Source organism: Flavobacterium foetidum (assembly GCF_004634245.1).
Lineage (GTDB): Bacteria > Bacteroidota > Bacteroidia > Flavobacteriales > Flavobacteriaceae > Flavobacterium > Flavobacterium foetidum.
In genome coordinates this window covers 60,308-73,358 of sequence record NZ_SJTF01000006.1, presented here as the reverse complement: position 1 = coordinate 73,358, position 13,051 = coordinate 60,308, and the positions used below count along the sequence as shown (strand labels likewise).

The following is a 13,051-nucleotide window of genomic DNA, read 5'->3' as shown; positions in this document are numbered from 1 at the left end:
GCAATTCATTCAAACCAAATTAATAATTTAAATAAATGGACTTTTCAAAAAATATTTTAGAAACAATAGGCAACACCCCGTTGGTAAAACTCAATAAGGTTACTGCCGAAATTGATGCGTTAGTATTAGCAAAAGTCGAAACTTTTAATCCCGGAAATTCTGTAAAAGACAGAATGGCCGTAAAAATGATTGAAGACGCCGAAGCTGATGGAAGACTAAAACCGGGAGGAACGATAATTGAAGGGACTTCAGGAAACACTGGTATGGGACTTGCTCTTGTTGCAATTGTAAAAGGTTATAAGCTGATTTGCGTGATTTCTGACAAGCAATCTAAAGAGAAAATGGATATTCTTAGAGCGGTTGGAGCAAAAGTAGTTGTGTGCCCTACAGATGTAGAGCCTACAGATCCACGTTCGTACTATTCTGTTTCAAAACGTTTGGCCGAGGAAACTCCAAATTCGTGGTATGTAAATCAGTATGATAATTTGTCCAATTCATTGGCGCATTACGAACAAACAGGACCGGAAATCTGGAAACAAACAGAAGGCAAAATTACACATTTTGTAGTGGGAGTTGGAACTGGTGGAACAATTTCGGGGGTTGGAAAATATTTGAAAGAGAAAAATCCGAATATTAAAATCTGGGGAATCGACACTTATGGTTCTGTTTTCAAAAAATACCATGAAACGGGAATTTTTGATGAGAACGAAATCTATTCGTATATAACAGAAGGAATCGGAGAAGATATTCTTCCTAAAAACGTTGATTTCTCACTTATTGATGGATTTACAAAAGTAACTGATAAAGATGCCGCAGTTTATACCAGAAAAATAGCTTTGGAAGAGGCAATTTTTGTTGGAAATTCTGCTGGAGCTTGTATAAAAGGTTTGTTGCAGTTAAAAGAACATTTTAAGCCTGATGATGTCGTAGTGGTCCTTTTTCACGATTCAGGAAGCCGTTATGTTGGAAAAATGTTTAATGACGACTGGATGCGCGAACGAGGATTCTTAGAAGAAAACGTGACAAAAGCAGAAGATGTTATTAAGGACCATATTGATAAAGAACTTATTGTGGTTCGTACCGAAGAATTGGTTTCTCATGCTATTGAGCGTATGAGAAAATACAAAATTTCTCAAATTCCAGTAGTAGATATTAATGGTTTTGTTGGTTCTGTAGACGAGACAGATTTGTTTAGAAGTTATGTTGCCGACAAAAATGTTGCCGAAAAACCTATCAAAGAGGTTATGGGCAAGCCGTTTCCAATTGTAAAATTAGGTACTCCGATTGAAGAAGTTTCAAAACTTTTTACCAAAGAAAATGATGCCGTTTTAGTTGATTTGCAGAACGGACATCATCACATTATTACTAAATACGATATTATTGGATCAATAAAATAATATTCGCAAATATTTACAAAAACCTCAATTTCTAGAAATCAGAAATTGAGGTTTTTTATTTCGTGTAAAAAAAATGTAAGATTAGTATTATTTTATTAGATTTGGTTTTTGTAATTCTATAAAGCCTTTGACATGAAAGAAGATTTTCTTCATTATTTGTGGAGATTTAAAAAATTTGAAACTCTAAATTTAAGAACGGCTGAAAATGAAGAACTGATTATAGTGCATTCAGGCGATTATCTAGAAAATTCTGGTCCGGACTTTTTTAATGCTCAAATTATTATCGGAGGACAGAAATGGGCTGGAAATGTTGAGATTCATCTCAAATCGTCTGATTGGTATAATCATTTTCATGAAAGGGATAAAGCTTATGATAATGTAATCCTGCATGTAGTATGGGAAAATGATATGGCAGTTTTTAGAGAAAACAATACCGAAATTCCTGTTTTAGTTTTAAAAGAATATGTTTCTGAAAATGCTTTGGAAATGTATCACCAATTGACAGCGCCTAAATCTTGGATTTATTGCGAAAAACAGCTGACACAGCTAGATGATTTCGTTCTAAAAAACTGGCAGGAAAGATTGTTTTTTGAACGACTAGAACGAAAGTCGAAATTTATTTATGATCTACTCAAAGAAACCAATCAAGATTGGGAAGCGGTTTTGTTTATTCTTTTGGCTAAAAATTTTGGCTTAAATACCAATGGTCAGGCATTTTTGCAAATAGCAAAATCGATACCTTTTTCTGTAATTAGGAAAGAAGGTTTTGAAGCCGAGAATCTAGAAGCACTACTTTTTGGCATTGCAGGATTGCTCGATTCGCATTTTGAAGATGTTTATTTCTTGGATCTTAAGATTCGTTATTTGTATCTAATCAATAAATATCAAATTGAAAAAAATCCTGTAGAACAAGTTCTGTTTTTTAAACATCGACCAGATAATTTTCCAACTATAAGACTTGCGCAACTTGCAGGTTTGTATAATAAAAATCAGAATCTGTTTTCGGAAATAATTAATTTAAAGTCAACCGAATCAGTATACAGATTGCTTAAAGCTGCGCCAAGCCCCTACTGGCAAAGTCATTACTTGTTTGACAAGGCAAGCTCATGGAAAGCAAAGTTTTTATCTAACTCTTTTATCGATTTACTGATTTTAAATACGATAATTCCGATTCAGTTTGCATACGCCTCTATTATGGGAGAATCAATTTCAGATCGCTTAGTAGATTTTTTGATGGAAGTTCCGCCAGAGAAAAATGCCATCATAGATAAATTTGCCTTATTTGGAATAAAATCTAAAAATGCTTTTGAAACACAGTCTATGATAGAGCTTAAGAATGAATACTGCAATAAGAAATCGTGTCTGAAATGTGCTTTGGGATTAGAACTTTTGAAGAATAATTAGAAATGGAAAAATAGAAATTGTCATGATCGGATAATTTGTAATTTTACAATCTAAAGTTTATAATAAAATGTCAGCAATCTTAAAACTTAAGTTTTTTTTCGAGAAATATGGTTTTCATGTTTCATCTCGTTTGGCCGATAAATTGGGAATGCGTGTAACAAGTGTACGTCTCTTTTTTATTTACATTTCATTTGTTACAGCAGGTCTTGGTTTTGGCGTTTATCTAACGCTTGCTTTTTGGATCAGACTAAAAGATTTAATCCGTTCTAAAAGAACTTCGGTTTTTGATTTGTAAAAAAAAACTCCAAACTTAAATTTGGAGTTTTTTTTAATAGTATTTATTCTTGATTTGAATCATTAAGTCTTGATCTTTTCTTGCTGTATCCAAAGTAAACCAAGATACCAATGGCTAGCCACCCAAGAGATAATAATTGTGCGTCTAAACTTAAATTGATGATAAGATAAGTGTTAATCGCAATTCCTAAAACAGCAATAACTGGTAAAGCTGGCACTTTAAAAGTTCTGTTTAATCCAGGTTGCTTAACTCTTAAGATCCAAACTGCGATACAGACCATCGTAAAAGCGAATAGAGTACCAAAACTGGTCATGTCGGCTAATTTATTGATTGGTGTGAATGCTGCTACAGTTGCAATAATACCTCCTAAAATCATTAAGTTGGTTTTTGGTGTTCCAGAAATAGGATTTACTTTAGAGAACACAGATGGAATCAATCCGTCTTTAGACATCCCAAGGAAGATTCTCGATTGTCCCATAATCATTACCATTAATACAGAAACTAAACCAATAGTAGCGGCCACAGTGATGATAAAACCTGCCCAACCTTGTCCAGCGATATCAAAAGCATAAGCAACAGGAGCTTTAATAGCTTCAGGATATTTTCCAAGTGGATTAAAATCTTGGTAGTTCATCATTCCGGTTAATACTAAAGAAACCATAATATATAAAGAGGTACAGATTAGCAAAGAAGCGATGATTGCAAACGGAACATCCTTCTTAGGATTAATCGCTTCACCAGCTTGTGTAGAAACAGCATCAAAACCAACATAAGCAAAGAAAATTGCAGCGGCTCCAGAGATAATTCCTCCAATTCCGTAAGCATTGTGAGTAGTTTCTTTTTCAACAATCTGAGTAGCATCTGGAATAAATGGGCTCCAGTTTGCTGTATTGATGTAGAAAAGACCTGCTATAATTACAAAAATTACGGCAGAAACTTTAAGAATTACAATCGCATTGTTTGCTTTTGCAGCACTTTTTGTTCCTTTAATAAGTAATGAAATGACTAAAATAACAATCAAGAATGCTGGAAGATTCATCGAAAATCCTTCTCCAGTATAACTTGCTGGATCGGTTGTTAGCCATTCTGGAAGTTGAATGTGAAATATTTTGAGTAATTTATTAAAATATCCTGACCATGATACGGCGACCGTCATGGATCCCATCGCGTATTCGAGAATAAGACCCCAGCCAATTATCCAGGCAAAAATTTCCCCGATTGTACCGTATGCATAGGCATAAGCAGACCCTTCTACAGGTAAAATTGAAGCAAATTCAGAATAGCATAGAGCTGCAAAAACGCAGGCAATACCTGCAATAATAAATGAAATCGCTAATGCTGGACCCGCATGATAATAAGCCCCTGTACCAGTAAGTACAAAAATTCCACCACCGATAATGGCACCAACTCCAATGGCAGTAAGACTCCATTTTCCGAGGACTCTCTTTAAATCACTTTTTTTCATATCAGCCTCAAAGGCAGATATTGGTTTAACTCTCCAGATTGACATACTATTTTATTGGTTTATTTGTTATTAAGCTCCAAATGTATCGTTTTTTATAAAAAATAAAAACAATTATCATGTTTTAAGTTATAAAATGTTTATTTTTTTTACAGAAGATGCAGAATATATCGGTTAATGGTTGAATTTCATTAATTTAATTCTGATTTATACACGGAATAAATAATTTCACTAAACTCATAAAAATTACTATTTTTCTTAATAATTTTACTAAATATATTTCAAAGCTTTGATGTTTATTTAATAGTTAATCGTGTTATTGATGAGTTTACGTTTTTTGAAGCCTTATTTTCAATATACTAATCAGCAAAAAAAGGGATTGTTGTTTTTGTTTCTAGTTATATGTATCCTGCAATTAGCTTACTTCTATTTAGATTTTGATGATCCTGAGGAAAAATTTCCAGAACAAGAAAAATGGCTCGGTCTGCAATCTCAAGTCGACAGTCTAAAATCTGAAAAATATAAAACAGAGACCAAAGTGTATTTGTTTAATCCTAATTTTATTTCAGATTATAAAGCTTATAAATTAGGGATGTCTGTTGCAGAAATAGATCGGCTTTTGGCATTTAGAAAACAAAACAAGTTTGTCAATTCGGCTCAGGAGTTTCAACAGGTTACCAAAATCTCAGATTCTTTATTGCGTGTGATTTCGCCTTTGTTTAAATTTCCGGAATGGACACAGCATAAAACATCAGAAAAAAATAAGGAAATTTATACCTATAATAATAGTGTCAAAAAAGAGAAAATCGCAATAATGAATCTTAACGATGCCAGTCAAGACGATTTAATGAAGATTTACGGAATCGGAGAAGCGCTTTCAAAAAGAATTTTGAAACAAAAAGAAAGCTTAGGCTGTTTTGTTTCAATGGAACAACTTAATGATGTTTGGGGGCTTTCGCCGGAAGTAATCACTGAATTAAATGCTCATTTTAAAATTACGGTTTCAGATAATATCAAGAAAATAGATCTTAATGAAGCATCACTAAAAGAAATAAGTCAGTTTCCGTATTTTAATTACGGACTTGCAAAACAAATTGTGACATATCGCAGCATGAACGGAAATTTTAATAATATTGAAGATTTAGCAAAAATTAAAGGTTTTCCTGTTGAAAAAGCAAAAATAATTAGTTTATATTTGAAGTTCTAAAAAAGAAGTTTATTATGAATTTTGAATATAATGAAACGCAACTGCTGATTAAGCAGTCAATAAAAGATTTTGCCGAAAAAAATATCAGACCTAATATAATGGAGTGGGATGAAGCGCAGATTTTTCCAGTTCCTTTGTTTAAGGAACTTGGCGAAATGGGATTTATGGGCGTTTTGGTGCCAGAAGAATATGGAGGTGCAGGTTTAGGGTATCATGAATATATTACAGTTATTGAAGAAATCTCAAAAGTAGATCCGTCAATCGGGCTGTCTGTCGCGGCACATAATTCGTTATGTACAAACCATATTTTGACTTTCGGTAACGAGGAGCAAAAAAAGAAATGGCTTCCTAAGTTGGCTACCGGAGAATTTATTGGCGCTTGGGGATTGACAGAACACAATACAGGTTCTGATGCCGGCGGAATGAATACTACTGCTGTGAAAGACGGAGACCACTGGGTAGTAAACGGAGCAAAGAACTTTATTACTCACGCTATTTCGGGAGATATTGCCGTGGTGGTGGTAAGAACGGGGGAAAAGGGGGATTCTAAAGGAATGACAGCTTTTGTTTTTGAAAAAGGCATGAAAGGATTTTCATCCGGTAAAAAAGAAAATAAACTCGGAATGCGCGCCAGCGAAACTGCAGAATTGGTTTTTGATAACTGCCGAATTCCCGACGAAAACCGATTAGGAGAGGTTGGAGAAGGTTTTGTGCAGGCTATGAAAATTTTAGACGGAGGCAGGATATCGATAGGAGCTTTGTCACTTGGAATTTCGAAAGGGGCTTATAAAGCCGCTCTTAAATATTCAAAAGAGAGGCATCAGTTTGGTCAAGCAATCGGTAATTTTCAGGCTATTGCTTTTAAGCTGGCAGATATGGCGACAGAAATCGAAGCCTCTGAGCTGTTATTGCATAAAGCGGCATTTTTAAAAGAAAAACACAAACCTGTGACGGTAAATGGCGCAATGGCAAAAATGTATGCATCGGAAGTTTGTGTTAAAATAGCAAATGATGCCGTGCAAATTCACGGTGGCTACGGATTTACGAAAGATTATCCAGTAGAGAAATTTTATAGAGACGCAAAACTTTGTACAATAGGAGAAGGGACAACAGAAATTCAGAAACTTGTAATTTCGAGAAATCTGCTTAAAGAGTAAATATAGAATATATTTGAGTGATGGTCTATGTTCTTTTTTCTGTTTTCTATTCTCTTTGAAAAAAAGCAGCAAAAAGATATTGTATTTCATAATTAATTTTTACATTTGCAGCCTTAACGAAAGGAGGTGTCTATATTATGTTAATTATACCAATTAAAGACGGAGAAAATATCGATAGAGCATTAAAGCGCTATAAAAGAAAATTTGATAAAACAGGAACTGTTCGTCAATTAAGAGCACGTACTGCTTTTATTAAGCCTTCTGTTATCAAAAGAGCTCAAATTCAAAAAGCTGCTTATATTCAAGGTTTGAAAGATAGCTTAGAAAGTTAGTATACAGCTTAGTTTAAAATAAATTACCGTTAGTGGTCAAAATGAGTTAATTTTGATGCTGACGGTTTTTTTTATGTCGTATTGTTAGGTAAGTGTGGATATGAAAACAAATAAGGAAGCTTTTCGAAATTATCTAGAAATGGAGAAGAAATATTCTCCTCATACTGTAGCGGCATATCTGAATGACATTGTGTTTTTTGAGGCCTTTAATAAAGATCGTTTCGAGCAAGATTGTATTGATAAGGTGAGTTATGGTCAAATAAGAAGCTGGATTGTTTCGCTGGTTGATGATGGTGTTTCTAATGTTTCGATAAATAGGAAAATGGCTTCGCTGAAGGCTTTTTTTAAGTTTCTTTTAAAAACAAAACAGATAGACGTGAATCCGATGGTGAAGCATAAGGCTTTGAAAACGCCGAAAATCGTTCAGGTTCCTTTTTCTGAAAAAGAACTTGGTGATTTGATGAAAGAGGTAAGTGAGGCTTCTGGCTTTGAAGAGGTGAGAGATAGGCTTATAGTCGATTTGTTTTATACTACTGGCGTGAGGAGGGCAGAACTGATACATTTGATGGTTTATAATGTGGATTTGTCCTCAAATGTGATTAAGGTTTTAGGGAAGCGGAATAAAGAGCGTCTTATTCCTGTCCTTCCTGTTGTGGCAGAAAATGTAAGGATGTATTTAGGCGAGAGGCAATCGTTGGAAAATGTAATAGATTCGGATTATTTTTTTCTTTCGAAAAAAGGGTTAAAATTGAGTGAATCTTTTGTGTATCGATTAATAAATTCTTACTTTAGTAGGGTTTCCGAAAAGGTGAAAAAGAGTCCGCATGTGCTTAGGCATACCTTTGCGACTCACTTGCTGAATAATGGAGCGGATTTAAATTCAGTTAAAGAATTATTAGGGCATTCTAGTCTTGCTTCGACACAGGTTTATACTCATAATAGTTTGGCAGAATTAAAAAAGGTATACGGTGACGCGCATCCTAGGAATAAGCGGTAATTCTTAAATGTTTAACCCTAAAATAAGTATTATGAAGGTAGATGTTCATGCAGTTAACTTTACTGTTGACAGAAAGTTGGTCGATTTTATCCAAGAGAGAATGGGTAAATTAGAAAAATACTACGATCGTGTAGTCTCGTCTGATGTTTTTCTGAAAGTTGAAAGAACCAGTGATAAAGAGAATAAGATGGTGGAGATAAAGATTAATGTTCCTGGAGATGATTTTTTGGTTAAAAAGCAATGCAAGACTTTTGAGGAGGCGGTTGAACTTTCGGCAGAATCTTTAGAGCGTTTACTTGTGAAAAGGAAAGAAAAAATAAGAGCACATATTTAATTGAAATTTTTTTTCAAAAAATGTTTTGATTAAAAGATAAAATAGCTACATTTGCAGTCCGTTAGAAATAGCGGACTTTTTTAATGTATTCGCCGATGTAGCTCAGCTGGCTAGAGCAGCTGATTTGTAATCAGCAGGTCGTGGGTTCGAGTCCCTCTATCGGCTCAGGAAATGTTCTGAATTTGATTTAGAATTTGTTCTTTAAAATATTGAAAAATAATAATTTAAGGGAAGGATTGAGTTTTTTAAAATTAAAATCTAAAACCATAAATTATCGGGGGAGATACTCAAGCGGCCAACGAGGGCAGACTGTAAATCTGCTGTGAGAACTTCGCAGGTTCGAATCCTGCTCTCCCCACAAAAAAAGAAGAGGTAAGGTTTTAGTTTTTAGATTTTTAAAAATCTGAAATCTAAATTCAAAAATCTAAAATCGAAACTCTGCCGGTGTAGCTCAGGGGTAGAGTGCTTCCTTGGTAAGGAAGAGGTCTCGGGTTCAAATCCCGACATTGGCTCAAGTAAGTAGGAAATTGAAAATTAATATATAACTAAGATTAAAAATTAAGTAAAATGGCAAAGGAGAATTTTAATCGTTCCAAACCGCACTTAAACATAGGTACAATTGGACACGTAGATCACGGAAAAACTACATTAACTGCTGCAATTACAAAAGTATTGTCTGATGCAGGTTACTGTCAAGCAAAATCGTTTGATCAAATCGATAACGCTCCAGAGGAGAAAGAAAGAGGTATTACTATTAATACATCACACGTAGAGTATGAAACAGCTAACCGTCACTACGCTCACGTTGACTGTCCAGGTCACGCGGATTACGTAAAGAACATGGTTACTGGAGCTGCTCAAATGGACGGAGCTATCTTAGTAGTTGCTGCTACAGATGGTCCAATGCCACAAACTCGTGAGCACATCCTTTTAGGACGTCAGGTTGGTATTCCAAGAATCGTTGTTTTCATGAACAAAGTGGATATGGTTGATGATGCTGAGTTATTAGAGCTTGTTGAAATGGAAATTAGAGATTTATTATCTTTCTACGAATATGATGGAGATAATGGTCCAGTTATCCAAGGATCTGCTTTAGGAGGATTAAATAATGATGCTGCTTGGGTTCCTAAAATTTTAGAATTAATGGATGCTGTTGACAACTGGATCGAAGAGCCAGTTCGTGACGTAGCTAAACCATTCTTGATGCCAGTTGAGGACGTATTTACAATTACAGGTCGTGGAACTGTTGCTACAGGTCGTATCGAAACTGGTATTGCTAATACAGGAGATCCTGTTGAAATCATTGGTATGGGAGCTGAGAAATTAACTTCTACTATCACTGGAGTTGAGATGTTCCGTAAAATCCTTGACAGAGGAGAAGCTGGAGATAACGTAGGTTTATTGTTAAGAGGTATTGATAAAGCTGATATCAAAAGAGGTATGGTTATTATTAAGCCAGGTTCAGTAAAACCACACGCTAAATTCAAAGCTGAGGTTTATATCTTGAAAAAAGAAGAAGGTGGACGTCACACTCCATTCCACAATAACTACCGTCCACAGTTCTACGTACGTACAACTGACGTAACTGGAGTTATTTCTTTACCAGCAGGTGTAGAGATGGTAATGCCAGGTGATAACTTGACTATCGAGGTTGCTTTATTAAGCCCAATCGCGATGAACGTAGGTTTACGTTTTGCTATCCGTGAAGGTGGTAGAACAGTAGGTGCTGGTCAGGTTACTGAAATTTTAGAATAATTTCTATAAATACAAAAAAAAGCCAGATGATTTTCTTAATAGAAATCACTGGCTTTAATTACGGGCGTAGTTCAAGGGTAGAATAGCGGTCTCCAAAACCGTTGATGGGGGTTCGAATCCCTCCGCCCGTGCAATAAAAAATAGATCAAATGACAAAAGTTACTAATTATTTATCAGAGGCTTTCGAAGAGTTAAAGTCAAATGTTACTTGGCCTGCATGGGCTGAAGTTCAGAAATTGACAATTGTTGTAGCTGTATTTTCGGTTCTATTTGCTTTGGCAACTTGGGGAGTAGACGAATTTTTTGCAAAAGCTTTAGCTGGATTTTTTAAATGGTTAAAAGGGTAATTTTTTGTGATGGCAGATAATAATGTGAAAAAATGGTACGTAGTTAGAGCGGTTAGCGGTCAAGAGAATAAGGTAAAAGCTTATATCGAGACTGAGATTGCGAGATTAGGTATGGAAGATTATGTTTCTCAGGTTTTGGTTCCTACCGAAAAAGTAGTTACTGTAAAAGATGGGAAAAAATCATCTAAGGATAAAGTTTATTTTCCTGGATATGTTATGATCGAGGCTAACTTAGTTGGTGAGATACCTCATATTATTAAGTCAATTACAAGTGTTATTGGATTTTTAGGAGAAACAAAGGGAGGAGAACCTGTTCCTTTGAGACTTTCTGAGGTTAATCGAATGCTAGGTAAGGTTGACGAGCTTACTGTTAATACAGATACTCGTTCTATACCATTTAGTGTTGGAGAAACTGTAAAAGTAATTGATGGACCTTTCAACGGATTTAATGGTTCTGTTGAGAAAATCAATGAAGAGAAGCGTAAACTTGAGGTTATGGTTAAGATTTTCGGAAGAAAAACACCATTAGAGCTAAGTTTTATGCAAGTTGAAAAAGTATAATTTTGTTACACTATAATAAACCATCGTAGTCGCTTCCATTGATTGCGGTGTTAAATTTTTTAAAAATGGCTAAAGAAATTAGTAAGGTAGTTAAACTACAAGTTAAGGGAGGTGCTGCGAATCCGTCGCCACCGGTTGGACCTGCTTTAGGAGCTGCTGGGGTTAATATCATGGAGTTTTGTAAGCAATTTAATGCTAGAACTCAGGATAAACCTGGCAAAATTTGTCCAGTGCAAATCACTGTGTACAAAGACAAATCATTTGATTTTGTTGTTAAGACTCCTCCAGCAGCAGTTCAGTTAATGGAAGCTGCAAAGCTAAAATCTGGTTCTGGTGAGCCTAATCGTAAAAAAGTAGCTAGCGTTACTTGGGAACAAATTAGAACTATCGCTGAAGACAAAATGCCAGACTTAAATGCTTTCACAATCGAGAAAGCTATGAGTATGGTTGCTGGAACAGCTAGATCTATGGGTATAACTGTATCAGGAGATGCTCCTTTTTAATTAAGAAAAAGACATGGCAAAATTAACAAAAAAGCAAAAAGAGGCTGCTTCAAAAATTGAAAAGAACAAATTATACACTTTAAAAGATGCTGCTGCATTAATTAAAGTTGTTGCTTCTGCAAAATTTGATGAGTCTGTTGATATCGCAGTTCGTCTTGGAGTAGATCCTAGAAAAGCGAATCAAATGGTGAGAGGTGTAGTTACTTTACCTCATGGAACAGGAAAAGACGTTAAAGTATTAGCATTGGTTACTCCAGATAAAGAAGCTGAAGCAAGAGAAGCTGGAGCAGATCACGTTGGTCTTGACGATTACTTACAAAAAATTAAAGACGGTTGGACAGATGTTGATGTGATCATTACTATGCCTGCTGTTATGGGTAAATTAGGTCCGTTAGGTCGTATTTTAGGACCTAGAGGTTTAATGCCAAACCCTAAAACAGGTACTGTAACTATGGATGTTGCTAAAGCTGTTCAAGAAGTTAAAGCTGGTAAAATTGACTTTAAAGTTGATAAAACTGGTATCGTTCACGCTGGTATTGGTAAAGTTTCTTTCGGAGCTGAGCAAATCGTTGAGAACGCACACGAAATTATTCAAACATTAATAAAACTTAAGCCAACTGCTGCTAAAGGTACATACATCAAAGGTATTCACCTTACAAGCACAATGAGTCCTGCTATTGCATTAGACCCAAAAGCAGTATAATTGGTAGTTAAAAATTTTTAGTATGACTAGAGAAGAAAAATCAATCGCGATTGAAAATTTAACTGCGCAGTTAGCTGGTACAAATATCATTTATGTATCTGATATTTCTGGTTTAAACGCAGAGACAACTTCAAACTTACGTAGAGCTTGTTTTAAAGCAGGTATCAAATTAGAAGTTGTAAAGAACACTTTGCTTGCAAAAGCAATGGAGGCTTCTTCTAATGATTATGGCGATTTACCTACAGTTTTAACAGGTAACAGTGCTATATTTATTTCTGATGTTGCTAACGCTCCTGGAAAAATTATCAAAGATTTCCGTAAGAAATCTGATAAACCAGTTTTAAAAGGTGCTTTCATTAATAATGAAATCTATATTGGAGATAACCAATTGGATACATTAGCAACTATTAAATCTAAAGAAGAGCTTATCGGAGAAATCATTGGATTATTACAATCTCCAGCTCAAAGAATTATTTCTGCTTTACAAAACAAATTCGCAGGAAGCGAAGAAGAAGGAGCAGAGTAATTATCAACGTAAGAGAGAATACTTTCTTACTGCTTAATTAGCGCACAATAAATAAATTATATTTTTTACAA

The 13,051-nt window shown here is 35.0% G+C and carries 15 protein-coding genes and 4 tRNA genes; 18 read left to right on the top strand and 1 reads right to left on the bottom strand.

What is annotated here, in order from left to right:
- Nucleotides 1–35: 35 nt before the first annotated feature.
- The 3 genes from E0W73_RS09505 (at nt 36) to E0W73_RS09495 (ending at nt 3,096) form a co-directional block, all read left to right on the top strand.
- Nucleotides 36–1,397, top strand: a complete 1,362-nt coding sequence (locus E0W73_RS09505) for a pyridoxal-phosphate dependent enzyme (RefSeq protein WP_135221842.1) — start codon at nt 36–38, stop codon at nt 1,395–1,397.
- Nucleotides 1,398–1,529: 132 nt separating this feature from the next.
- Nucleotides 1,530–2,801 (top strand): DUF2851 family protein, encoded by a 1,272-nt coding sequence (locus tag E0W73_RS09500; protein ID WP_135221841.1) that lies wholly within the window; start codon nt 1,530–1,532, stop codon nt 2,799–2,801.
- 67 nt (nt 2,802–2,868) lie between these two features.
- Nucleotides 2,869–3,096, top strand: a complete 228-nt coding sequence (locus E0W73_RS09495; RefSeq protein WP_008466940.1) for a PspC family transcriptional regulator — start codon at nt 2,869–2,871, stop codon at nt 3,094–3,096.
- A 43-nt stretch (nt 3,097–3,139) separates the two neighbouring features.
- Here E0W73_RS09495 and E0W73_RS09490 read toward each other — a convergent pair whose 3' ends face one another.
- Nucleotides 3,140–4,606, bottom strand: a complete 1,467-nt coding sequence (locus tag E0W73_RS09490; RefSeq protein WP_135221840.1) for an APC family permease — start codon at nt 4,604–4,606, stop codon at nt 3,140–3,142.
- Nucleotides 4,607–4,880: 274 nt separating this feature from the next.
- On the opposite strand from E0W73_RS09490, the gene E0W73_RS09485 reads away from it, so the two are divergent.
- The 15 genes from E0W73_RS09485 to rplJ all read left to right on the top strand — a co-directional run bounded on the left by E0W73_RS09485 (nt 4,881) and on the right by rplJ (nt 12,980).
- Complete coding sequence (locus E0W73_RS09485) at nt 4,881–5,765, top strand: ComEA family DNA-binding protein (RefSeq protein ID WP_135221839.1); 885 nt, start codon at nt 4,881–4,883, stop codon at nt 5,763–5,765.
- Nucleotides 5,766–5,779: 14 nt separating this feature from the next.
- On the top strand, nt 5,780–6,922 hold the full coding sequence (locus E0W73_RS09480; RefSeq protein WP_135221838.1) for an acyl-CoA dehydrogenase family protein: 1,143 nt from the start codon (nt 5,780–5,782) through the stop codon (nt 6,920–6,922).
- A gap of 137 nt (nt 6,923–7,059) precedes the next feature.
- Nucleotides 7,060–7,254, top strand: a complete 195-nt coding sequence (gene rpsU, locus E0W73_RS09475) for a 30S ribosomal protein S21 (RefSeq protein ID WP_026730435.1) — start codon at nt 7,060–7,062, stop codon at nt 7,252–7,254.
- Nucleotides 7,255–7,354: 100 nt separating this feature from the next.
- Nucleotides 7,355–8,251 (top strand): tyrosine-type recombinase/integrase, encoded by an 897-nt coding sequence (locus E0W73_RS09470; protein ID WP_135221837.1) that lies wholly within the window; start codon nt 7,355–7,357, stop codon nt 8,249–8,251.
- Nucleotides 8,252–8,282: 31 nt separating this feature from the next.
- Nucleotides 8,283–8,585, top strand: coding sequence for a ribosome hibernation-promoting factor, HPF/YfiA family (hpf, locus tag E0W73_RS09465; protein WP_125722466.1), 303 nt, complete (start codon nt 8,283–8,285; stop codon nt 8,583–8,585).
- Nucleotides 8,586–8,676: 91 nt separating this feature from the next.
- A tRNA-Thr gene (locus tag E0W73_RS09460) sits at nt 8,677–8,750 on the top strand.
- Between the two features lie 112 nt (nt 8,751–8,862).
- Nucleotides 8,863–8,943: transfer RNA gene (locus E0W73_RS09455), tRNA-Tyr, on the top strand.
- 82 nt (nt 8,944–9,025) lie between these two features.
- Nucleotides 9,026–9,097 (top strand) — tRNA-Thr (locus E0W73_RS09450).
- Between the two features lie 55 nt (nt 9,098–9,152).
- A complete protein-coding gene (gene tuf / locus E0W73_RS09445) occupies nt 9,153–10,340 on the top strand; it encodes an elongation factor Tu (RefSeq protein WP_135221836.1) in 1,188 nt (395 codons plus the stop codon).
- Between the two features lie 60 nt (nt 10,341–10,400).
- Nucleotides 10,401–10,471: transfer RNA gene (locus E0W73_RS09440), tRNA-Trp, on the top strand.
- A gap of 18 nt (nt 10,472–10,489) precedes the next feature.
- Nucleotides 10,490–10,687: a preprotein translocase subunit SecE gene (secE, locus tag E0W73_RS09435; RefSeq protein WP_135221835.1), complete on the top strand. Its 198-nt coding sequence runs from the start codon at nt 10,490–10,492 to the stop codon at nt 10,685–10,687.
- 9 nt (nt 10,688–10,696) lie between these two features.
- Nucleotides 10,697–11,248 carry a transcription termination/antitermination protein NusG gene (gene nusG, locus E0W73_RS09430; protein WP_135222010.1) on the top strand — a complete coding sequence of 184 codons (552 nt, stop codon included), beginning with the start codon at nt 10,697–10,699 and terminating at the stop codon, nt 11,246–11,248.
- Between the two features lie 65 nt (nt 11,249–11,313).
- A complete protein-coding gene (gene rplK / locus E0W73_RS09425) occupies nt 11,314–11,751 on the top strand; it encodes a 50S ribosomal protein L11 (RefSeq protein WP_008466923.1) in 438 nt (145 codons plus the stop codon).
- 13 nt (nt 11,752–11,764) lie between these two features.
- On the top strand, nt 11,765–12,454 hold the full coding sequence (rplA, locus tag E0W73_RS09420; RefSeq protein ID WP_135221834.1) for a 50S ribosomal protein L1: 690 nt from the start codon (nt 11,765–11,767) through the stop codon (nt 12,452–12,454).
- A 22-nt stretch (nt 12,455–12,476) separates the two neighbouring features.
- Nucleotides 12,477–12,980, top strand: coding sequence for a 50S ribosomal protein L10 (rplJ, locus tag E0W73_RS09415; RefSeq protein ID WP_135221833.1), 504 nt, complete (start codon nt 12,477–12,479; stop codon nt 12,978–12,980).
- The last annotated feature ends 71 nt before the right edge of the window (nt 12,981–13,051 follow it).

Coding starts and splice junctions, on each gene's coding strand:
- tuf (WP_135221836.1), top strand. CDS start 9,153: ATGGCAAAGGAGAATTTTAATCGTTCCAAACCGCACTTAAACATAGGT.
- E0W73_RS09490 (WP_135221840.1), bottom strand. CDS start 4,606: ATGTCAATCTGGAGAGTTAAACCAATATCTGCCTTTGAGGCTGATATG.
- E0W73_RS09480 (WP_135221838.1), top strand. CDS start 5,780: ATGAATTTTGAATATAATGAAACGCAACTGCTGATTAAGCAGTCAATA.
- E0W73_RS09485 (WP_135221839.1), top strand. CDS start 4,881: ATGAGTTTACGTTTTTTGAAGCCTTATTTTCAATATACTAATCAGCAA.
- nusG (WP_135222010.1), top strand. CDS start 10,697: ATGGCAGATAATAATGTGAAAAAATGGTACGTAGTTAGAGCGGTTAGC.
- secE (WP_135221835.1), top strand. CDS start 10,490: ATGACAAAAGTTACTAATTATTTATCAGAGGCTTTCGAAGAGTTAAAG.
- rplK (WP_008466923.1), top strand. CDS start 11,314: ATGGCTAAAGAAATTAGTAAGGTAGTTAAACTACAAGTTAAGGGAGGT.
- rplA (WP_135221834.1), top strand. CDS start 11,765: ATGGCAAAATTAACAAAAAAGCAAAAAGAGGCTGCTTCAAAAATTGAA.
- E0W73_RS09495 (WP_008466940.1), top strand. CDS start 2,869: ATGTCAGCAATCTTAAAACTTAAGTTTTTTTTCGAGAAATATGGTTTT.
- E0W73_RS09505 (WP_135221842.1), top strand. CDS start 36: ATGGACTTTTCAAAAAATATTTTAGAAACAATAGGCAACACCCCGTTG.
- hpf (WP_125722466.1), top strand. CDS start 8,283: ATGAAGGTAGATGTTCATGCAGTTAACTTTACTGTTGACAGAAAGTTG.
- E0W73_RS09500 (WP_135221841.1), top strand. CDS start 1,530: ATGAAAGAAGATTTTCTTCATTATTTGTGGAGATTTAAAAAATTTGAA.
- rplJ (WP_135221833.1), top strand. CDS start 12,477: ATGACTAGAGAAGAAAAATCAATCGCGATTGAAAATTTAACTGCGCAG.
- rpsU (WP_026730435.1), top strand. CDS start 7,060: ATGTTAATTATACCAATTAAAGACGGAGAAAATATCGATAGAGCATTA.
- E0W73_RS09470 (WP_135221837.1), top strand. CDS start 7,355: ATGAAAACAAATAAGGAAGCTTTTCGAAATTATCTAGAAATGGAGAAG.